The organism is Vibrio methylphosphonaticus (assembly GCF_023634655.1).
GTDB classification, from domain to species: domain Bacteria; phylum Pseudomonadota; class Gammaproteobacteria; order Enterobacterales; family Vibrionaceae; genus Vibrio; species Vibrio methylphosphonaticus.
The window spans coordinates 159846-180908 of the sequence record NZ_JAMKMS010000003.1 but is presented as its reverse complement, the minus strand read 5'-3'; the positions used below and the strand labels follow the sequence as shown (position 1 = coordinate 180908).

Annotated in this window: 15 protein-coding genes and 1 pseudogene; 9 read left to right on the top strand and 7 right to left on the bottom strand. The window is 41.5% G+C overall.

Annotated elements, in window-relative coordinates; all coding sequences use genetic code 11:
• Positions 1-51 precede the first annotated feature (51 nt).
• The 4 genes from M9196_RS04870 (at position 52) to M9196_RS04855 (ending at position 6335) form a co-directional block, all read left to right on the top strand.
• The gene (locus tag M9196_RS04870; RefSeq protein WP_250616405.1) at positions 52-1413 is read left to right on the top strand and encodes a hypothetical protein; all 1362 of its coding nucleotides are present in this window, start codon (positions 52-54) and stop codon (positions 1411-1413) included.
• Positions 1414-2018: 605 nt separating this feature from the next.
• Entirely contained in the window at positions 2019-4343 is a 2325-nt protein-coding gene (gene bglX, locus M9196_RS04865; protein WP_250616404.1) for a beta-glucosidase BglX, read from the top strand.
• 58 nt (positions 4344-4401) lie between these two features.
• A complete protein-coding gene (locus M9196_RS04860; RefSeq protein ID WP_250616403.1) occupies positions 4402-6051 on the top strand; it encodes a sulfatase family protein in 1650 nt (549 codons plus the stop codon).
• A 92-nt stretch (positions 6052-6143) separates the two neighbouring features.
• Positions 6144-6335, top strand: coding sequence for a hypothetical protein (locus tag M9196_RS04855; protein WP_250616402.1), 192 nt, complete (start codon positions 6144-6146; stop codon positions 6333-6335).
• Positions 6336-7059: 724 nt separating this feature from the next.
• Here the strand turns inward: M9196_RS04855 and M9196_RS04850 are convergent.
• From M9196_RS04850 to M9196_RS04840, 3 genes are all read right to left on the bottom strand, one after another.
• Entirely contained in the window at positions 7060-7614 is a 555-nt protein-coding gene (locus tag M9196_RS04850) for a sugar phosphate nucleotidyltransferase (RefSeq protein ID WP_250616540.1), read from the bottom strand.
• Between the two features lie 142 nt (positions 7615-7756).
• Positions 7757-8035: a hypothetical protein gene (locus M9196_RS04845; RefSeq protein WP_250616401.1), complete on the bottom strand. Its 279-nt coding sequence runs from the start codon at positions 8033-8035 to the stop codon at positions 7757-7759.
• 60 nt (positions 8036-8095) lie between these two features.
• Positions 8096-8449 (bottom strand): TraR/DksA family transcriptional regulator, encoded by a 354-nt coding sequence (locus M9196_RS04840; protein WP_250616400.1) that lies wholly within the window; start codon positions 8447-8449, stop codon positions 8096-8098.
• A gap of 1187 nt (positions 8450-9636) precedes the next feature.
• On the opposite strand from M9196_RS04840, the gene M9196_RS04835 reads away from it, so the two are divergent.
• Positions 9637-10446 carry a DUF6933 domain-containing protein gene (locus M9196_RS04835; protein WP_250616399.1) on the top strand — a complete coding sequence of 270 codons (810 nt, stop codon included), beginning with the start codon at positions 9637-9639 and terminating at the stop codon, positions 10444-10446.
• Between the two features lie 33 nt (positions 10447-10479).
• Here the strand turns inward: M9196_RS04835 and M9196_RS04830 are convergent, their stop codons facing one another.
• The 4 genes and pseudogenes from M9196_RS04830 to M9196_RS04815 all read right to left on the bottom strand — a co-directional run bounded on the left by M9196_RS04830 (position 10480) and on the right by M9196_RS04815 (position 16916).
• Positions 10480-13473: a tyrosine-type recombinase/integrase gene (locus M9196_RS04830; protein WP_250616398.1), complete on the bottom strand. Its 2994-nt coding sequence runs from the start codon at positions 13471-13473 to the stop codon at positions 10480-10482.
• Positions 13466-15688, bottom strand: a complete 2223-nt coding sequence (locus tag M9196_RS04825) for a hypothetical protein (RefSeq protein ID WP_250616397.1) — start codon at positions 15686-15688, stop codon at positions 13466-13468. Before M9196_RS04825 ends, M9196_RS04830 begins: the two co-directional genes overlap by 8 nt.
• A complete protein-coding gene (locus tag M9196_RS04820; RefSeq protein WP_250616396.1) occupies positions 15681-16259 on the bottom strand; it encodes a hypothetical protein in 579 nt (192 codons plus the stop codon). Before M9196_RS04820 ends, M9196_RS04825 begins: the two co-directional genes overlap by 8 nt.
• Positions 16260-16695: 436 nt before the next feature.
• Positions 16696-16916: pseudogene (locus tag M9196_RS04815) on the bottom strand (helix-turn-helix domain-containing protein).
• 65 nt (positions 16917-16981) lie between these two features.
• On the opposite strand from M9196_RS04815, the gene M9196_RS04810 reads away from it, so the two are divergent.
• From M9196_RS04810 to metK, 4 genes are all read left to right on the top strand, one after another.
• On the top strand, positions 16982-17149 hold the full coding sequence (locus M9196_RS04810) for a hypothetical protein (protein ID WP_250616395.1): 168 nt from the start codon (positions 16982-16984) through the stop codon (positions 17147-17149).
• Between the two features lie 350 nt (positions 17150-17499).
• The gene (locus M9196_RS04805; RefSeq protein WP_250616394.1) at positions 17500-18723 is read left to right on the top strand and encodes a sensor histidine kinase; all 1224 of its coding nucleotides are present in this window, start codon (positions 17500-17502) and stop codon (positions 18721-18723) included.
• 12 nt (positions 18724-18735) lie between these two features.
• Positions 18736-19773 (top strand): response regulator, encoded by a 1038-nt coding sequence (locus tag M9196_RS04800; RefSeq protein ID WP_250616393.1) that lies wholly within the window; start codon positions 18736-18738, stop codon positions 19771-19773.
• 131 nt (positions 19774-19904) lie between these two features.
• A complete protein-coding gene (metK, locus tag M9196_RS04795; protein ID WP_250616392.1) occupies positions 19905-21050 on the top strand; it encodes a methionine adenosyltransferase in 1146 nt (381 codons plus the stop codon).
• Positions 21051-21063: the final 13 nt, after the last annotated feature.

Below are 21063 nucleotides of genomic sequence, written 5' to 3'. Positions count from 1 at the left end.
AAATACAAAGAAGTGGCAGAGTGTCACTTCTTCTTTAGAGACGTTTACTTTATGAAAATACCTAACGTTGTGATTGTAATATTGGCAACAATTACTATGATCGGTTGTAACTCTTCGGAGTCAAAATATAATCCAGATGATCAAAGTTGCCCAGCTCTTGATTCTTCGATTGATATTAGTGGCAAATATTACCCAAATAACTTCAAAGCAGAACTGCAAAACAATCTTAACTTTTTCCTTGATGGTGCTGGTGTCTCGGAAAAAGCTCAGGTGCCTTATGACTTCATAGTTGTGCGTAATTGCAAGGTTGTTGATCAAAGGCCCGTTACCAATATTTCGGCGGTTGGCTTATACATTAATCTGTTAGTCGAGATGCAACGCGCCGGCGATAATGAAGCAATACTAAAATTGGAAAAACTCCTTACTACGTTAGAGGACGCACCGAAATGGAAGGGGTTGCTTCACTGGTTATACAGCGTTGAAGGGGCTGAGTTGAAGCCAATGAGCAAAGCACTGGTATCTGCGGTTGATAACGGTAACCTTTCGTTCTCATTAGCGGCGTTAGTTGGTGCTTATCACGACAATGAAAACTCTCGTCTTGCTGTTATCGCTGAGCGTACACAGGCATTATTGGATGCCCAAAAGCTGGGTTGGTCTGATTTGTATGACAAAGAAAAAGGGTGGCTTCGTTCTGGTTGGAACGTAACAGAAGCGGATTACATTTCTTATTACATTGACCGAAAGTCCAATGAAAGTCGCTTAGGAACCTTATGGGCAATTCTGGCTACCGAAGCAGAAGGCGCGGGCGCTGTGCCTGAAGAAGCGTTCACTAGCATGAAGATGTATGCTGATAACAAACACCCAGCAGGCTATCAACCTATTTTGACCTGGGATGGCTCGTATTTTCAGGCTATGTTGCCGGCGTTGTGGATAGATGAGTCAACATTGAGCCCTGACTACACCATGATGGACGATTTTAGTAAAGTTCACTTAGACTATGCTAACCAGTTTGATAAACCTATCCCGTTTGTATCAGCCTCTGCAACCGTTGATAACAAATACTTGGCGTTTGGTTTAAGGTCTGTGGCAGAAGCTTCGGATAGCCAAGTCCATCAAGAGACAACAGGTACGCCGCACGCTACTGCGTTGTATGCAATCATTGATAAGCCGGGGGCTGTTGAGCATTTGCTAAAAGTTAAACAAGCACACTCGCGTATCGAAACAAACTATGGCTGGTTCGATGCAGTTGACAGTGACGGAAATATGAGTGAACGTATTCTAGGTTTAGATCAAGGTATGTTTGTAGCTTCGTTTTTCCATGAATCTATACGTGAAGATGTGAAAAACTATTTACAAATTCACGGTCAACAGCAAATAGTGGAGTCGGTCTATTCTAGCTTTATTCCTGACTAATTTTTAGTAATCAATCTACGTTATATAAAGATTGATAAGCATTCCTCTGTCATATTGCCGAGGAGTGTTCGTGTTAAATATGACTTTGATTTGTGAAAAATAGATTAAAAATATAAAGTAATCATGTGTTAATATGCTTTGCACGTATTATATAGTAACCGGTGTCATATTCTATGGGTGAACAAATATAGGTTTAATAAACGTAACTATAATGTTGCAAGGGAGTCATTTCGAAATATCTATTTTTCTAGTGAGAAACTCCCGACTTCGAACTTATTTGGAACGTTGACGCTAGAAAGGTGGGTTGTTCATCCATCAGGTTTATTCCTTACTCGTGTGAATTATAAGCTCTCTTATCTCATGTTTTTATCTATTAATGTAGTATTAATGTGGCATCAATTTTTGTGTTTTTTTTGGGGACGTGCTTGTTAAGTTTTCTATATTAAGTTTTATTGGATGTCTATCGTATTTTATTTTTTAAATCCTATTCAAAAAGTTTCGATGGGGTTGTAATGGTTTATTTTACTGGGATGATTTGAAAAGTTATGAGAATAATATTCAAGCCGACATTTTTGGCGCTAAGTTTATCGTTAGGAGGCTATGCAGTGGCAAGTACTACGATGTTTAAGGATGTAATCCAAGTCGAACAACAGAGCCCAGCCTCTAAGGTGCATTGGCAGGATGATTTACCGGAGATGAATAAGTTCATTGATGGATTGATAAACAAGATGACACTAAAGGAAAAAATCGGTCAGCTTGATCTACAAAGTGGTTTTCGTAATACAACGGGCCCCTTTATTAACGAATCGTATGAACAACAAATTAGAGATGGGCAAGTTGGTGCCATTTTTAATGCTTATGGTGCGGATTTTGGTCGTCACTTACAAAAAATTGCCGTAGAGGATACTCGTTTGGGTATTCCTCTTATTGTTGGACATGACATCATCCACGGTCATAAAACCATTTTCCCACAGTCTATTGGTGAAGCCGCAACTTGGGATTTAGATGCAGTAAAAACCAGCGCGCAGTTTGCCGCAAAAGAAGCAGCAGCCGATGGGATTATGTGGACATTTGCACCGATGGCAGACCTAGTCAGAGACCCTCGCTGGGGTAGAGTATCTGAAGCGGCGGGCGAAGATGTATTCTTGTCAACTGCAATGGCGGTGGCGCGTGTTCAGGGTTTTCAGGGGGATGACCTGAGCAAACCTGACACGGTTATGGCAACGGCGAAACACTTTGTTGGCTATGGACTATCGCAAGCTGGACGAGACTACCACTCCACGGATGTTTCTGAGCATGAGCTTTGGACGACCCAGATGCCTCCTTTTAAAGCGATGGTAGATGCAGGCGTCGGTACTTTTATGACGGCGTTTAATGATCTGAATGGTGTTCCAGCTTCAGGTAGCAAGCGACTGTTAACTGAAGTTTTACGTAACCAATGGGGTTTTGAAGGGTTTGTGGTTACCGACTACACCGCTATCAATGAATTGGTACCACATGGTTATGCTCGTGATGATAAACATGCCGCGGAAATCGCGTTCAATGCGGGTGCTGATATGGACATGGTTGGTCAGCTTTACATCGAACATTTAGAGTCATTGGTAGCTGAGGGTAAGGTGTCTGAACATGCGGTCGATAAGTCCGTTCGTTCGATTCTTGAAATGAAATGGCGACTAGGGTTATTTGAAGACCCATATCGTTACAACGACAAAGAAAGAGCTGCTCAAGAAATTCTTAGTATTGAAAACCTTGAAGCCGCTCGAGATGTCGCAAGAAAATCGTTTGTGTTGTTAAAAAATGACAATGACGTATTACCTCTTAATACAACAAAAGTCGATTCTATCGCATTGATCGGACCGCTTGCTGACAGCAAAGCCGATATGATTGGCAACTGGGCCGCAGCAGGTGATCGTCAAAGCGATCCTGTCTCGGTACTTCATGGATTAAAGAGTCGTTATGGCAATGATATAGAGATTCACTATGCAAAAGGCGCGAGCAACGAGTACCTATCGACCCAAGAGGAACTTGATTCTTTAGAAGGGTTGACGGTGCCTCGTATTCATAAAGAAGATCCACAGTTGCTGTCAGACCTTAATGCCGCCATTGCTGCTGCTGAAAAGTCTGATGTGATAGTGATGGTGATGGGGGAAGATCAACGTATGTCAGGTGAAGCGTCAAGCCGAGTTGAGCTAACGTTACCTGGAAATCAAGAAGAAGTAATGAAGGCGTTGAAAAAACTCGGTAAGCCGATGGTACTTGTTGTGATGAGTGGGCGTCCAAATGATTTAAGATGGGCAGATGAAAACGTCGATTCTATTTTACATGCGTGGTATCCGGGAACAGCTGGTGGCTATGCCATTGCCGACGTGTTGTCGGGTGATTACTCACCGTCTGGAAAATTGCCAATGACATTCCCACGCTCAGTCGGTCAAATACCGATGTACTATAACGAAAAGAATACCGGACGCCCTTATAAAGCTGATAACCCTGACCAACGACAAGAGCATTATACATCGCGTTATGACGATTCACCGAATACGCCGTTATACGCATTTGGTCATGGTTTAAGCTATGGCCAGTTTGATTATTCTGATATAGAGCTAAGTTCGGATTTCTTAAGTTCAGAGAAAGACTTACAAGTAAGCGTTAAGGTGACTAACTCCGGTGACTTTGCTGGTGAAGAGGTTATTCAGCTTTACACTAGGCAGCATGTGGGATCGATTACTCGCCCAGTAAAAGAACTAAAAGGTTTTCAAAAAGTTCATTTTGAAGCCGGTGAAAGTAAAACTATTTCATTTACTCTCTCAACCGATGACCTCGCATTTTATCGCGCAGACATGAGCTGGGGTTACGAGTCGGGCACGTTTGACGTTTTTGTAGGAAAGGCTTCAGATAACGTTAAGAAAGCAAGTTTTTCTATTACTCATTAATCCATTACTTATAAGCGAGTGAGCCTGCCTTGGCAGGCTCTTTTTGAAGGAACAAACGATGAAAAAATCAGTATTGTCAGGTTTGGTGGTGGGGGCATTATGCTCAGTTTCATTGTCCTCTATTGCGGCTGATACGCCTAGCTCAGTTGAAAGCGAACGTCCAAATATTCTTTTCATTATGTCTGATGACCATGCAGTACAAGCGCTAAGCGCTTATGGGCATCCGATATCGAAGCTTGCGCCTACGCCTAATATTGACCGAATCGCGGAAAACGGGGCAAGATTCGAACGCTCATACGTGACGAATTCACTGTGTGGTCCAAGTCGTGCTGCGATGCTGACAGGTAAGTTTGGCCATGAAAATGGTTTCACCTATAACGGGCAAGTGTTTGATGGAAATCAATTTAATTGGGCTAACACGCTGCAAGATGCGGGTTATACTACGGCAATGGTTGGTAAGTGGCATATTAACCGTATTCCTGATGGGTTTAAGTTTGATCACTGGGATATTTTGAACGACCAAGGGGAATACTATAACCCCGACTTCATAACGCGTGACGGTGTCACTATGGAGATGGGGTACACCACCGATATTATTACCACCAAATCTTTAAACTGGCTTGAGAATAGCCGTGATAAAACAAAACCATTTGCATTACTGATGCACCACAAGGCCCCTCACCGAAATTGGATGCCCGCACCACGGCATACTCAAACTTTTGAAAATACAGAATTTCCGCTGCCAGAAAACTTTTTTGATAATTACGATAATCGACAAGCGGCGAGCAACCAAACGATGACGATTGCGCATCATACTCAAGATGGTCACGACTTAAAGATGACTGTTGCAGAAGACAGTGGTGAATGGCGCGAAGATATTTGGCCACATCTTTTAGCCCGCCTTACACCAGAACAAAGAGCAAAATGGGATGCGGCTTATCAGGCACGTAATGATGAGATGAATCGTAACGAAGCCAAATGGACCGAACAGGAAATGGCGGAATGGAAATACCAACGCTACATGCAAGATTATCTTGCGACGATCATTGCTGTCGATGAAAGCGTTGGTCAAGTACTCGATTACTTAGAAGAGGCAGGCCTAAGCGATAATACGCTGGTTGTCTACACTTCCGACCAAGGTTTTTTCCTCGGTGAACACGGATTTTATGATAAGCGATTTATGTATGAAGAGTCTTTTTCTACACCGTTAGTCATGCAATTACCGGGTGTGATTGAAAAGGGCATTGTGATTGATGATCTGGTGCAAAATATCGATTATGCTCCAACCTTCCTTGATATTGCAGACGTCAAAGTGAACGAAAAATTGCACGGTCAATCTCTTAAACCATTGCTTGCAGGTGAAGAAGCAACAGAGTGGCGAGAGGCTTTGTATTACCACTATTATGAGTTCCCTGGATTCCATGATGTAGCTAGGCATTATGGCGTATCTGATGGACGATATAAGCTCATTCATTTTTATCACCCAAATGATGAGTGGGAGTTTTATGACTTATCCGCCGATCCTTCTGAAATGAACAACGCGATTGATTCTCCTAAGTATCAAGCTGAAATAAAGCGTCTCAGAGAGCAGTTGGCAAACCTACAAAAACAATACGATGTGCCCCCAATCGAGGAGTGGAGAGACGCTGAGTTAATGAGGCAGCCTAACCCTTCACTCGAATCATTGTTTCCCGAGAGTTTCAAGTAATAACACGTTTTTTGTACGACGTGGCTCTATATGCAGAGCCACGTGATCAATAAATAGGATGATTGAGTGTAATGCTCATTCGGCATTTGTGAATGTTGAATGGTTATGAATGGCAATACAAGTTTAGTGTTAAGCGAAAAGCTATTTGGCGAAAAACTGATTTGGCGAAAATGTTGAGCCAAGTAATGACTATTGGCGCAGTGAGCCTAGTAATAATGGGCTGTAATGGCGGTAGTGGTATTGATGAAGGGGGACAGGGGGGGGAATCCACCTCCTTCAGATAACGATATTGTGATTAGCGATTGGCACTTTTCTGGGGGCAGCGCCGATATCGCGGTTGCCGCCAAAAATGCGGGTTATTATGCGATTGCCAGCCAGGAGTCACTGCATATTGAGATTCGAGATGTGCGTGAAAACCTTCTACATACTATTCAATCTCAAGACATCATTAATGCCGTGCCTGATATGGATCTTTCACATGCTAACAGTCTGTGCGGTTTAACATTGACGCCATCGGGTCGATTTTTGTATATGGCGTTATGTGATGCTGACGCAGGTGTAAAAGATGATGTAATCCTCGCTTATAACACTAACACTAAACAGCTTTCAGAGTTCACGCGTTTGATGCTGCAATCTTCCGATGTTGCGCAAACTCAACCATATGGAATGAACTATTTTAAATCTAAGCTTTATGTTGGTAACCATCAAGGTGCTTATAGGGTAGAGGCTGCGCGAAACACAGTATACAGAACGACCCATAATAACCATCAACCAGTCATCACAAACATCACCTTGGGAAGTGCAGTGCAAGACATCGCGGTTGATGCGGAAAACCAGCAAATCTATTTGATGTCTCAAGATCAAATTGCCAAGGTTTGGCATACTACATCTAGACCCACAGTCGTGCATCAAGGAACCGATTTTGTAGGGTTGTCATTTAGCAGTGTGTTTGGTGAAAAGGGCAGTGAAGGCTTGTATTTGGCGGCTAAAGATGAGGGGAACACCAACCTATCTTATGTTCCTAAGAGCGAACTCGACAGTCGGCTTCTCGACAAAATTAATGATGTCAGCCTCAGAGTTGAGTCCCATCACCCCAAATTCGGATGCTTGCTCTATTGGCTTCTCAATACAGGCTACGGTGACATCTGCACCACTTTCGACATGAAAGTTAACCATTCGAGAGTAATCCATTTTATAGATGTGATCGCCACCTAAGATAAGGACGCGCTCTGTTGATTCTTGGCGCTTCAATAAATCTAAGTTCTGATAGATGGCATCTGCCGTTCCTCTATACCAACTTTCTCCAACTCGCTGCTGTGCAGGGATAATGTGTACACCTTCTCCTAAAGCGGAGTAGCTTGACTGCCACCCAAATTGGATGTGGCTAATGAGATCGTGTGCCATATATTGAGTTAGAACACCAACTCGACGAATACCAGAGTTAATACAGTTCGATAGGGCAAAATCAACAATTTTAAATTTGCCACCAAATGATACTGCCGGTTTAGCGACACTTGACGTCAATCCTTTAAGTCTTGTCCCTTTACCTCCGGCCAGTATCATGGCCGTCGTATTTCTCAATCGTGCGTTACTCGAAATGTGAGAGTAGTTATTTCCTTTATTCATTTTCAATCCATTAAATTAGTGAAGGAGAGTCGGAGCAGTGTATCCATAGCCATGTGGAGGGAGACCCCAGGGTAATATGTTATCTAGCAATGTAGCCTTCATTGATAACAAGCTCGTAATCATTACAGACCTGTATCAGTATTTGTCTTGCTCTTGGGTTTAACATTTTAACTCGACGGCTGGTCCAGTTTTCTGCAATATACTTTCCTACTTCAACACTTGCCGCAGGGAAGTCACTGAAATATTCCATTAAGTAGGCTTCTGCTTCTTTTAAAGACAGTCCATTCTTATCCCAGTCGACCATTCTTTGCCCGGTGAGGCTATACCAATCGTTAAATGAATGAGAAGTGGCGTTCATTATATTTTCCTAATATTAAAAGCACTAAAAAGGCAGAGTCCTACTGCCAATACATCAGTCTTATTGAGCATAAAGGTGCTGGTTCATTTCTTTTTTGGATTGACAACTAATGCAGTGTGTACACGTTACATCAAAGGCTAAGCGAGCCGGTTCGATGTCGTCACCACATGCCTGACAATACCCGTAGTCATTCAAAGATACTTTTGCTTTAGCGAGAGTTAACGCATTTGCGCGTGCATTCAAACGACCCATAATCGTGTTGAGTTGGTAGTGGTGTTGCAATTGGTCAGCCGTATCGCAGCAATCGCTTGATTGAACGGCGGATTGGCTTAATTGTGTTCGGGTATCGTCGATACTCGCTAGAGTAAGACTAAGCTCTTCTTGAATACGAGCTTGAATGTGATTCAAATCCATGTGTTGTTTTCCTTTTATGCGCAAAAAGCTATTTGTCAAAATAAAGTAGCCCCGAGAAGTAAAACCATCATCGGGTCTAAATTGACGCAGTAGCCCCTATGCTACTTATGTTGCTCAATGCAAATCATCCTTAATGAGCGGGCTGTTATCGTCCAGCTTCTGGCTCCAATCGCTGTCCTAGCGGTGTCCTATGATTCCGTTCTGGTTTTTCTGTCCTCAAAAACCATGTCCGTCCCTAAAGGCATTCCTTTTAACTCGACTAGCCCCGTCGATGAGAGATATTTTACGTGCTCAGGAAATGAAATGGGTGTTAACGCTAGGTAAAGATTGATTTAACAGAGCAATATACGGGTTGGTGGAACAATAAAACAAAGGGTTATGTGTATGGGCAAGTAGGTTTGGCCATGAATCCAGATGCATTATGTCAATGCTATGGACGATCTCTTACAAGTTTTGCTGACAACATGCTGACATTGAGACGATAAGCATCTTGTTTATGTTAGCAGTAATTCGCACGCCCAATGGTTTGGGTACAATATATGAGCTTGGGGGGCACCAAGTTGAGTCCTGCGCCTATTGACTTGGGCGAATCACGCACGGCTCTGAAAAAATAAGTTATTTACATCTTCACATGGAGTGAGATTTGTTTATTAAATGAATCTGCTCATAGCTAAACTGACTCAAATGACAGAAATTAGCAGTTTGTGTATGAAAAATGCGCATTCGTATTGTGCGGTCTTTGCATTAATTCGCAGGAATAGACTTTATTCCATTGAATTTAAAGAGTTATTTCGTCAGTGTCTCGATTGAACGATGTTGCTGGCTTTGGTTGAATTTTCTACACATTTTTAGTGGATAACTTGCAATAAAACGTTTGCTTCATAGAGTTGACAGATTGCAAGCAAAACAGGAAAGAGCAGTGAATACATCAAGGGGAACACGTATTCACTGAGGCGAGTTCCCATCGCTAAGCCATACTCATTAACGGCGAGCTACCGACTACCTTTTCTTAACTTTAGGTTATGTGCAGCAAACTTCAAGGTATACGCAGTCGTTTAGCATTTTCATTGTGATATTGAGATGGCTTGTGAGTAAGGTATCGTAGATACTTTCAGTATATAATTGTCGTCATATCAGCAAGTAACGGCAGCGTTATTTGTGACCATCGATCAACTTAGGAAGACGTTTTGTTAGTATTCAATTGCACTAAAGCCGCTTCGGACTTTTTTACTGTTACTCGTCGTGGTCAAAAGCAAACCCCAATTGAAGATAAACCCACCGAATCCATTTCCGACGTAGGTACCGCTCTTGAGCCCATTTCACAGTGGCTTGTGCATGTCATCAAGGTCCAGCGAAAAAATGTACTTGTAGCGATGCATGTGCATACGCGGTATGCGATGGTGTTTTGTGGCGTGAAGAAGGGGGATTGGCTTGAATTTACGAACTTACTTGTCGAGCGGCTGTTTAACAATCTTCACTTTTTTATGGAGGAGTTTGAGTGGGGCGATGATGACAGCTTTCGTGACATGTTTAATTGCTTCCTTACTCATCATCCACGTCCTTATTTCTGCCAGAGAGGCGATCGCAGCGTACAAAGCCATATCAACGACGTAGCTTGGCAATTCGAAAACCGCGTATACCAAGTAGGTACGCTACCAGATAATGAGCTTGAATCCGCTTCGTTTGACGAGTGGGTGAATAGCTTGCTTCGCAAGACTAAAGCAAGTAAAGATTACTTTTATCCCGACGAAGAGATGTTCCTGCAGTGGGCAAGCCATTATGGCCAGTTGCACGACAATGAATTGGAGCTAGTTCGTCCGTTTTTCTCCTCCCTACGTTGTCAAATGATAGATAGTATTCAAGATGAAGCAAAAATAGCGGAAATCCAATCACAAATGGTCGCGGCATCGATGACGAACAAAGCTTCACAAGAAAACGCGACTATCCCCGATAACGTGGTTGATCTCTTTGCTTTCAAAAGTGACGTTAAGCATTAAGTGGCGTTCTGGAATCCTAAACAGGTGTGCTTTTTAGGACGTCGATTCACCACCATTTAGTTTCATCATCATAATGCCCATCATATGGAATAAATGCAGCAAAAGTGGGGATGATTGCTTAGTTTTTGACTTATTGTTCATTCGTGAACTTGGGTGTGCTAATTCCAACCTAACCGCCCCTTGTGCTTTTTTACTACGACCTGATGGTTTCCTCTCCTTGTACGTTTTAATACCTTTGAGGGCATCGAGCCATTCCGATTTTTTTATGCTGCTATCCAGGTACTGCGTTGCCGCGCGCCAGTGTGATTTAGGGATAAATAAGTGGGTGGTCTCCAGAAACTTGCTCAACTCAAGTGGTGAGTTGAAATGGATACCTGAGCGAGAAACACTGGCGTGCTTAAGGGCATACGTAATGGTATCGACGATAGCTTCATGATGTTGCTGGTAGTGCTCTTTTAAATCTTTTATGTATTGATTTTGCGTTTTCATCTCAATGGAAGTTTTGAGTGCTGAGGGCAGAAGTTTCGTCGAGCGGGCATTAGAAAAATGACGGGAGTATTGCTGACCAGCCGACTCAGTGGAAAATGCTTTGATGTGTTTAGCATTGTTGATCCACTTGTTCAGTGTCGCCTCGGTGATTCTTAGCCTCGAACAAATATCTTCATGACTAAAACCTTGCTGATAAAGCTCTAAAGCACTCTGGCAAATCGGAAAGGAACGGATTTCTTTATCATCTTTAATATGGAGCGTAGGCACAATGCCATTGTCTATGTTTGTTGATAGCTCTTGAATAGCGAGCTTTTTCATCAAATAGGGTAGGACATATCGTTTGAGTCTTTTCTCTAGAGGGACTCTTTGGGGCAATAAGCCCACTTGGCTCATCGTGCCTTGAGGAAGCGCAAAGTCGATATCTTTCAGTTTTTGAGCAACGGTCCAGTCAGAAAAATGGAAATAATGCTCAAATGTCATCCGTGGCGACTCATGACCCGCCATAAAGGCAATGACATCGTAGCCGTTCATAGCCGATTTTCCAAACACGATGCTTTTGATTTGCTTGAGCTGGTTTCTATCGTATGGAGATAACTGTTGGGGTAGTGAGCTTAAGTCATCTATTTCCAAGATAAGTTGCAGTCTGCTTAAGCAGCTATGGCGAAGGTGGTGAAACACAAAATAGTTCAACTGGGAAAGGGACTTGAGTAGTTCCCCAACGAGCATAGAAACTCGAAAGTTATCGACCGGAAGCTTTGCGTCGGCGCCAAGCGAAAAGAAGGGGTGCTTTTGTCCAAGTGATTGTTCCTGCTTGATATGGTAATAGTCGTTGATGATTTGGGTTTCATGCTTAAGCAACATTGGGTAGAGCGGTACTTTCCGTAAACTCGCCGCGGTTTTGTTTTGACCAAGGTGATTATCTCGAACGGATAGCCAGCCAATTTTGGAATGCTCAATGTCCTTGATTCGTAACTTGGCCAATTCATTGAGTCTTAGACCGCATCGATAGGAGAGGATACACATCGATTGAAGGCACAGCTCATCGGCTTCATTTAGCCCCTCAGTAGAAGAGATACCGTTAAGTAGGCCTGTAAATAGTGCTTCATCGACAAATGCGGCGCGAGTATGGGCTTGAGTCGGGTCTGTGTGTAAATAATCACTCGAAATAGGCGTAAGTACATTGGCTTCCACAGCAAAGGCGTGTAAGTCTTTGAGCCGACCTGCAAAGTACTTCTTCGACTTGTCTGTTGTGTGTCTGTCGATGGTTTGCTTATAGATTTGTTCTAATGCTTCACTATTGAGTGAATTCAGTTGATATCTTTCGCAGAGGTAAAGCCATTTGCGTGTCAGGCTCGAATGGTACGCTTTTAAGGTGCCGACACTGCAAGAGTCTAGTTTGTAGCGATACCACTGAACCAGTAAGCGTTGGTTTATTGCGTCTTCACTTGATATGTCTGTTATTAACGTTTCTAAGCTTTGCTTGAGTGTTGCTTTGCTCACTGGTTTGAGTGTTCCCTTGGGGCGCAAACACGCTTTTAGTTTGTCAAAGAGTTCAAGGTGTTGTGATTTTGGTTTCGCTTTCCTCGCGCTTACCTCTGAATCTGAGGAAGCCGAACCGGAGGTAAAGTCAATCTTCGTTAATGGATAGACCATTGGGTGAATCAAGCGGGCAAGATTGCTCGTCGGAAGCCCGTACGATTTTGTTTTGCTCATCTGGTATTCAATGAGCGCATGGCTGATTGCTAAATCAGATTGGTTTTCTGCCACGTATACAGAGGTTTGGCAAAGCTGGCTGAAAGTCAGGGCGCATTGGTTGTTTGTTAATATTGCGCTCAGCTCGCCTCTATCTTTAGGCGCTTGCCAGATATGACGCTGCCACCGTTTCCACATACGCAACAAGCCAAGTGTAATTGGATGAAGATAGCATTGAAATTGAGTGAATTTATTTCCCGCGATATCAACATTGGTATTAAACCGCTCTGAGTCGATGGTCACGCTAATAAAAGGTGAGTGATTCCAATGATTCACTTTGACGCTTGAGTTAACAATCAATTGTTGGAAGGCGTCTACAACATCAGGGTTCGCTTGACCGCTATGATAGATGAGCGAAAGGACTAGGTTCCGAAAGGCTTGGTCCTTGGATTGAGCCGGTGACTTTAATAGTTCATCGTAGTACCAATGTTGATAGAATTCATAGCCTTTCCAAGCACTCTGCATCCAGTCTAGTGTGCGTAGTGGCTTCGATGACTTTTTAGTGACAATGTAACTTGGAGGGCTGACCTTCCAATTATGGAGTTTTTGATAACTGAGGACGTTTCTTACACCGATGTTAAACGCACGTCGGTAATCACCAACTCGCCCAAATGTGTTGGTGATTTCATCGATGAACTTTTCCCAATTTTCATAAAATCGTTCTGGTTTCGGCACTATGACTGGGTTCGGGAAATATTTCTCGAATACTTGCTGTGCTTTTTGATTGACTCGCTCTATTTGGTTAAGTCGATTTTTACGGCGAGCCTCGACGCCAATCTCAGTCATATGTGGCCTCCACGCCAATATCTAACAGATGTTCGTTAAGGATGTTTGAGACCGTCAGCATATGTTGGCGGGTGAGAGTACTAAACTCGTGAAAACTTCGCTTAGATTGATTCATATGCCCCATCCAGGCGTTAATGACAGAGAGGTCAATGCCCTTTGCGGTTAATAGGGAACGTGTGTGGTGTCGTGCCCAGTTGGCTTGGAGAGGGAAGACTGCGTCAATGAAAAATGTGTAGCTTGATGGTGTACACGGCTCGTACTGATTTTCTTTAAGGTAGAAAAAGAGATGCGTCTCCCCTGTAAGTAAACGTTGATATTCGAGCGATAGTTCCGGTTGAGTGTTGGCGAGCTGTAGTACGCGTCGTTTGCAATAGTTCAAATAGTTGTTGAGGATGTTAATGGCGATCTCTGGAAGCTTGATGACGCGGCTATTATCACCAATACCGGACTCTTTGTCCGAAATCCAATAGTCTCCTGTTTGTAGTGATAAGTGCGTGATTTTCCCAAACCAACCGGTCACGGGCCGATAGCCTGATGCAATAGCAAGAATAAGCTGAGTGTAAATCGTGATGTCGTTATGAAAGCATTCATTCGCTTGTTTTTCAGCGCTCAGCTTTGACTGAAGCTGGGAAAACAATGAAGACAAGACATCCGTTTCGATATACAGGGGTGAACCAAGCGATGAAGGGTTGGGAGTTTTATCGAAGAGAGTTAACACGGATGGATCTGTTGCTAGGTGTGAGAGGAAGTCCAGATAACGGCTGTATGTTTGAAGTAGGTAGCCATTAGAAAGTTGGAGGTAAAACGCAGCAGGTATGGTGTTAATCGGCTCACCTGCAATCAAAGCAATAATGGTCGAGTCAACGTTTTCATGCGACAGCTTCTGTCTAAGATAGGACGAAACTCTCCTCAGTGTTAGATACGTGTCATGTTGCTTATTGATGTGACTGAGCAACCCTTTCAACTCCGCTTCTTCCACTTCTTTGAAAGTAAGGCTACTCATCTTCTGACAGACAATCTGCGGTAAAGGTAACCAAAATTCTTCCTCGGTTTTCGTAAGAAGGGGTAAGAGCTCAGCCCGCTGTTTTTGAGAAGGCAGCTTGTGCTTTCGGCAAAAGCCTATGAGTTTTTGGTTTGAGGAGCGCTTACTTTTCAGCTTTTTTGCTTGATTGTAGGTGCTGCCACTGAATAGCATAACAAGTAGTAACTTGGCTGCCATCAAAGTGTTTGAATTGCTTGTAATTTGTTCCATGCAATAGCGTACCAATGCACCTATTTCATAAATTGTCGCACTGTCTATATCGCAAGCAAGACTCATGTCTCGCTTTTCAATACGAGCTTGAATGGCGCGAGCATGTAATGCTCCAGCCGCATAGCTCGGTTGAGTATGGGTATAGCTGCTGACTATACTTGTCGTTCGACTGCTTTCACCGTGATGGTCTTCTTTTTGCCAGCTATGACTTGTTGATTTAGGGCCCTCGTTGAACTGTGTTAGCTCAAATAACCCCTCTTCACTATCGTCATCGAGTGTTTTGAGTTCACCCTGATCAAGGCGTCCACTTTTTTTGAATTCACCGCTCGTAACATTACGGGTGTAGCCGTGTGAGTAGTTTAAAGTGGATTCGTAGGGTCGGCGATAATGATTAAGGTTGTCGACCACTTGGCTCGGGGGACGATCTTCATTCTCGTCATCAACAAGGATTTTAAAAGCGTTGACAAGCTGGTTAAAACTGAGCTGCTCAATGTCTGGCAGATAAGCGGCCATGGATTCTCGTTTACCATTGGCAAATAACCTTACGTCATTACAGATTGCTTCGATCTTAGATTGATGGGTACCAATAAATGAAAGGCGCGCCACGGACAAGAAAGTCAGCGCTTTATATTGGTCGAATTTGTTGTGGTCATAGGAGGTCAGTAAAAGATTGGATGATAAGAACGCGGGTAGATAGTGGACGCGGAGCTTCTTGTTGTTTGAAATTGAAATAACTACGTCCTGTAAATTTGCCGCAGTTGGGGGGCGTTGTACTTTTTTCGCTTCCGAAACAAGAAAGGATAATTCAGAAAACTCGTCTCTATATTCTTCTCTGATGATTTCACATAGCCGAATAACTTCGGCTGCGATGAGGGCATTGTGACTGTCGTCAAATGGGAAGAGCTGCTTTAGAAAGCGTTCGATATTTTTGTGTTTAAACCGCTCTTTTACGCCTTCAATCATCGCGTTTGTTCTCCTGTAAGAGGCGCTCAAAAATGGAGGGTTCTTCTTCGGGGGGTATCTCTTGGGTTTGTGCTTTGGCGTTTTGCTGAGCGAGAGAACTTCTCGAAGAATGTGTCATGACGGAGAGCTGTTTTTGGGTCAATTTATTCTTATCAAAAAGAGATTTAATGATTGTGTTTGGTGCTTGTTGATTAAGTACTCGACGAAAGTCTTCTGCTGATTTGTTGTCGATTGAGGAAAGCATAGTGCGCAACACGGCCAACCATGCTCGTTTCTCGATATCGATATCACTCATGTCGTCGTGAACAATGACATCGCACTCGACAAGATTAAGTGTTGTTAGTGAGAAACTTAACGATTCAAATCCGGAGATAATGGCGATTTTGTTGTTTGATATACGCACGGCCTGAAGCATGAGACCGACATTAATTTCTTCTAAAGACGACTGCTGCAGAGCAGCTTTGTCCACCCAAAACTGCCGAGAATGAAAGAACGAAAAGGCGGGTAGGGCAGCACTATGAATCGAAAATTCTAATCGGTTTTTTGAACGATTCGATAAAATATGCGACATTTCAAACGCTCGTTTAAGTCATAAAATGTACAATAAGTATACATTACTTGAGGCTCAAAGTTAAAAAAGTCGATCAAAAATGTTGAAAAATGGGGTTTTAATTTGATAGGGGGTTTATAGATAACTATATGAAAGATTGCCTTATTTCAAATTTTTGACAGTAAAAACTTGAGTGGGTGTAATGCTTCCAAGCTGATGATGCGGGTTCGATTCCCGCTGCACGCTCCATATAGCTCAATTCCTTCTTTATTTTACATCCTAAATTAATTCCAATTGAATTTTATTTCCTAGCGCTTTATTGCGTGTTTTTGTCGTGTCTGACGTTTAGGTGAACACTGTAATTTAAGACCTTAGAATTCACTGTGACCATTTTGAGACCACAGTGTGACCAACGTGACTTAGGTTGTCTAAATTTCGATTGGTTGAGAAGGTTAATTTAGTCAGCCTGAAGATCATTATCTGGGATCACTTCGAGCAGCTCACCGACGGTGCAATTTAAGTAAAGACAGAGTTTTTCCAGTGCTTCAAAATCAATTCGGTTATTAGTCTCGTGAAAAGTCGGTTAACTGTACTTCTATTTATCCCGGTATCCCTTACTACGTCAGCAATTTTGAGCTTTCTAGCACCTAGTAAAGTTGACAAATGGCATTTAATCATTTCTATAAAGACCCTAAATGTTTCTCTAGAGTTACAAAATGTAGTGACAAAGATAGGAAATGATTATGGCATATACCTACCTAACAACAGAAGAGCTTTCTTTGGTCATTAAATACGATCAAAGAGTAATTCGTGAGCAACTTAAAGATTCTGTGTTATTTGAAGGCATCCATTGCATTCGTCCGCTTGGTGGACGAAAAATTCTGTTTATATGGGAACGAATAGAAGAATGATTTCGATTTTGCTCAAGCATTAGAAAAACTGGGTTAGATGGTGTTTAACTCAGTATCCAAAACTGCGGGTGCGGATCATAATTCGGATTAGTACAACGTGATGCAGGCTAAGTGGCTAACTATTAATAACAATTAGTTAAAACATCAAGGCCAATGTGCGACGAAACTGTGCATGGGCTTTGTACAGCCTAAAAACGAGGGGAGAACGTCGGCGTTAGCATAACATTACCGACATCTAAAAATGACCATTTACCAAGTAAGATGATGTATTAATTTGATCTGAATCAAGTTTGATTTCTTTCCTAAACTTATACTTTTTTGATCTGAGAAACTATGGTCAGCAGAACGCTATGCAGTATACGTTAGACAAGTATTTAGATATTAACCGCTTGCAAAAGTTACAGAATAATTTCAGTCAGTCAATGGAAATTGCACTGGTTGTCGTTGACTCTCACGGGGAACCTGTCACCAAGCCAAGTGGGTTCTGCGAATATTGTGCCCAAGCGAGAAAAGATCCAACAAGAAAAATGCAGTGTTATGAAAGTGATGATGCTGGTGGTCGAATTGCTATGCAAACTGGTAAGCCAGTTGTCTATCGTTGTTACTGTGGTTTTGTTGAATGTGCTGTACCTATCATGATTGAAGGACAGTATTTAGGGGCAATGATATCAGGTCAAGTCAAAGTGGAAGACAATACGAAAAGTAAGATTCCGTATATTCTTGAAGAGAATAAGATCTGGGAAGATAATTCTGAACTCATTGCTTTATACGATACAACTAGAAAGATGGATTATGAACGCTTTATATCGACAGCAGACACCTTGTTCGATGTTGCTTCATATTTAGTTGAGCAAGCACATTCACGGCTTATTCAAACCGATTTACATGAAAAAGAACTTGAATTAAAAAATGAATTACAAAAAAGTATGGAGATGGAGAAGGCTTTACATGAAGCCGAGTTTAAAGCCCTTTCCTACCAAGTAAATCCTCATTTCTTATTTAATGTTCTGAATACCATTGGTCGTCTATCTTATTTAGAAGAAGCAAATAGAACTGAAAATATGGTGCATAATTTCTCTGATATGATGCGTTATTTATTAAGGAAAAGTTCATGTAGTGTAATCACGCTGGGACAGGAAATAAAGTATGTAAAAAATTATATGTCTATACAAGAAGTTAGGATGGGAGACCGTTTTTCATATACTTGTAATGTGCCAGATAAATATTCTAATATCCCTTGTCCTTTTTTGATTCTTCAACCTTTGGTAGAAAATTTTTTCAACTACGTTGTAGAGCCTAGAGATATCATTAGTACGCTATCGATTAAAGCCTACGATAATGGAAAAAGTATATTTGTTGAATTGCAGGATAACGGTGATGGTATTTCAAAAGAAAAGATAGAAGATATAATTTCTGGTGAGCAACATTCTAATAGTGGTTGCATCGGTATATACAATATAATAAATAGAACAAGGCTTTTATATGGCGATGGATACAAGTTAGATATATCTAGTCCTAACAAGCCTAAAAAAGGAACTAAAATAGTTTTAAAAATTCCCATGAATAATAACTAAGTGAGACGCCGTATGTATAATATAGTAATTGTAGAAGATGAATGGATTGAAATGGAATCTATTGAGCGAATTGTATTAACATGCATCGATAATGCTATTGTTCATAAGGCGTCAACAGGGAAAAAAGCAATTCAATTAATAGATGACATTAAAAATATTGATTTAATATTGGTCGATATTAATATCCCTTTGCCTAATGGAAAGGAGGTTGTTGATTATTTAAGGTCAAAAAATAATACAGCGAAAGTTGTAGTAACCTCAGCGAACGACGACTTTGATATGTTAAGGGATATGTTCAACTTGCAGATTCAAGATTATTTGTTAAAGCCGGTAAGACAAGAATTACTCAGTGAGACAATTAAAATAACACTTGGATTTGATGAAAGGAAGAGCAAAGAAACTAAAAAAATTAAAGATAAATTAAATGAACTCTTTCAAAATAAAAATTATGTACATTGGAACAACTTCGTTTTAGATACAATTAACAAAATTTACATTCGAGATAACGAGAGTGAAGAAGCAAGAGAGAAAGTAAGAACATTTCTTGATACTTTAGGCTTTCATCTCGACTCATTGAGTGGTGATTATTCCTCTACTTGCTCGAAGCTACATGCTCTATCTGAAGATATTGGACGATTGGGTTTAAACCAAAATATATATCCACGCCTGATCTATTTATTATTTCATGTCGGTGATGTTGTATTTACTCCATTTTTTAAAAAACAAGCGTCTAGTTTGGATTTTATTGATAGGGCAAAGTTTCACATCGAAAAAAATATATTAAAAACTGTCACGTTGGATGATGTTTCTGACAAGACATTTGTCAGTTCATGCTATTTGAGTCGAGCATTCAAGAAAAGTGAAAATGTCGGATTTTCAAACTATGTAGCACAGAGAAAAATCATTATAGCTTGCTCTTTATTAAAGTTCAGTGATTTAAAAGTAAATGTAATTTCTTTAGAGCTTGCATGGAGAGATTCGAATTACTTTTGTCGAGTTTTTAAAAAGGAAATAGGTATATCTCCATCTGATTATAGAGAAATAGGATAATAATGTTGTATTATCTTGCTTAATTAAAGTGTGGGATAACAAAATACTCCACCACTTTGGCAATAAAGTGCCTTTTCGTCAACCACTCAAATGCTTAACATAAGATATGGTTACGTATGAAAGTATAGATAATGGAAAGATACTTATTTACTTCAGAGTCTGTTTCAGAAGGGCATCCGGATAAATTAGCGGATCAGGTTTCCGATGCGATTCTAGATGCTTTTTTACTCCAAGATTCTTTTGCAAAAGTCGCTTGTGAATGCTTGATCAAGTCGGGGGTGATTATCGTTGCTGGCGAGGTCAATTCATCCGCAAAGGTTGATATTGAGGCGATTATTCGAACCACGATCAATCGCTGTGGATACAACAGCTCAATCGCAGGGTTCGATGGTAACAGCTGTGGGATTATCAATTTACTCGGACTTCAATCTAGCAATATATCTGAAGGTATTCGAAGCTCTCAGTTTTCTCAACTCGGTGCCGGTGATCAGGGTATCACCTTTGGTTATGCCTGTGATGAAACCACAGAACTGATGCCAGCTCCCATCTGCTACGCACATAAATTAATGAAAAGGCAGGCATTATTGCGAAAAAAAAATGTGCTACCTTTTTTTCTTCCCGATGCGAAAGCCCAAATTACGCTTGAGTATCACCAAAATACTATTCAGCAAGCCCACACCATTTTAGTGTCAACTCAACATCTTCCAAGCATCTCTTTGAAAGATCTACGAGAGGCAGTGATTGAAGAGGTTATTAAACCTGTGATTCCTGCGTCTTGGGTGACTTCAAAAACACAATTTCTTGTCAATCCTGCTGGGGAGTTCCATATTGGGGGGCCCACAGCAGATTGTGGTCTGACAGGTAGGAAAATTATTGTTGATACTTATGGTGGTGCTGCTTGTCACGGTGGGGGCGCTTTTTCTGGTAAAGATCCTTCAAAAGTTGATCGTTCTGCTGCTTATATGGCTAGGTACATTGCTAAAAACTTAGTCGCAGCGGGATTGGTTCGAAAATGTGAAATCCAGCTTGCGTGGGCGATTGGTCTTTCTGAACCAATATCAATGAAGATAAACTCATTCGGTACAGAAAAAGTGCCAGTTTCTCGCTTATATCAACTTGTTGAAGAACATTTCAATATTCGAGTATATGAAATAATTCAACACTTAGATTTACTGGCTCCTCGTTACCAAAAAACCGCTTGTTACGGCCATTTTGGTCGAGATATTTTCTCTTGGGAAGATACGAAAATATCAGAACGATTACGAAGTCGAACCTAAGCAAATCTAGATG

Excerpts from the sequence above, each read along its gene's own strand:
- M9196_RS04870 (WP_250616405.1), top strand. The coding sequence starts at position 52 with ATGAAAATACCTAACGTTGTGATTGTAATATTGGCAACAATTACTATG.
- M9196_RS04860 (WP_250616403.1), top strand. The coding sequence starts at position 4,402 with ATGAAAAAATCAGTATTGTCAGGTTTGGTGGTGGGGGCATTATGCTCA.
- M9196_RS04855 (WP_250616402.1), top strand. The coding sequence starts at position 6,144 with ATGTTGAATGGTTATGAATGGCAATACAAGTTTAGTGTTAAGCGAAAA.
- M9196_RS04850 (WP_250616540.1), bottom strand. The coding sequence starts at position 7,614 with ATGATACTGGCCGGAGGTAAAGGGACAAGACTTAAAGGATTGACGTCA.
- M9196_RS04845 (WP_250616401.1), bottom strand. The coding sequence starts at position 8,035 with ATGAACGCCACTTCTCATTCATTTAACGATTGGTATAGCCTCACCGGG.
- M9196_RS04840 (WP_250616400.1), bottom strand. The coding sequence starts at position 8,449 with ATGGATTTGAATCACATTCAAGCTCGTATTCAAGAAGAGCTTAGTCTT.
- M9196_RS04830 (WP_250616398.1), bottom strand. The coding sequence starts at position 13,473 with ATGACTGAGATTGGCGTCGAGGCTCGCCGTAAAAATCGACTTAACCAA.
- M9196_RS04825 (WP_250616397.1), bottom strand. The coding sequence starts at position 15,688 with ATGATTGAAGGCGTAAAAGAGCGGTTTAAACACAAAAATATCGAACGC.
- M9196_RS04820 (WP_250616396.1), bottom strand. The coding sequence starts at position 16,259 with ATGTCGCATATTTTATCGAATCGTTCAAAAAACCGATTAGAATTTTCG.
- M9196_RS04810 (WP_250616395.1), top strand. The coding sequence starts at position 16,982 with ATGGCATATACCTACCTAACAACAGAAGAGCTTTCTTTGGTCATTAAA.
- M9196_RS04805 (WP_250616394.1), top strand. The coding sequence starts at position 17,500 with ATGCAGTATACGTTAGACAAGTATTTAGATATTAACCGCTTGCAAAAG.
- M9196_RS04800 (WP_250616393.1), top strand. The coding sequence starts at position 18,736 with ATGTATAATATAGTAATTGTAGAAGATGAATGGATTGAAATGGAATCT.
- metK (WP_250616392.1), top strand. The coding sequence starts at position 19,905 with ATGGAAAGATACTTATTTACTTCAGAGTCTGTTTCAGAAGGGCATCCG.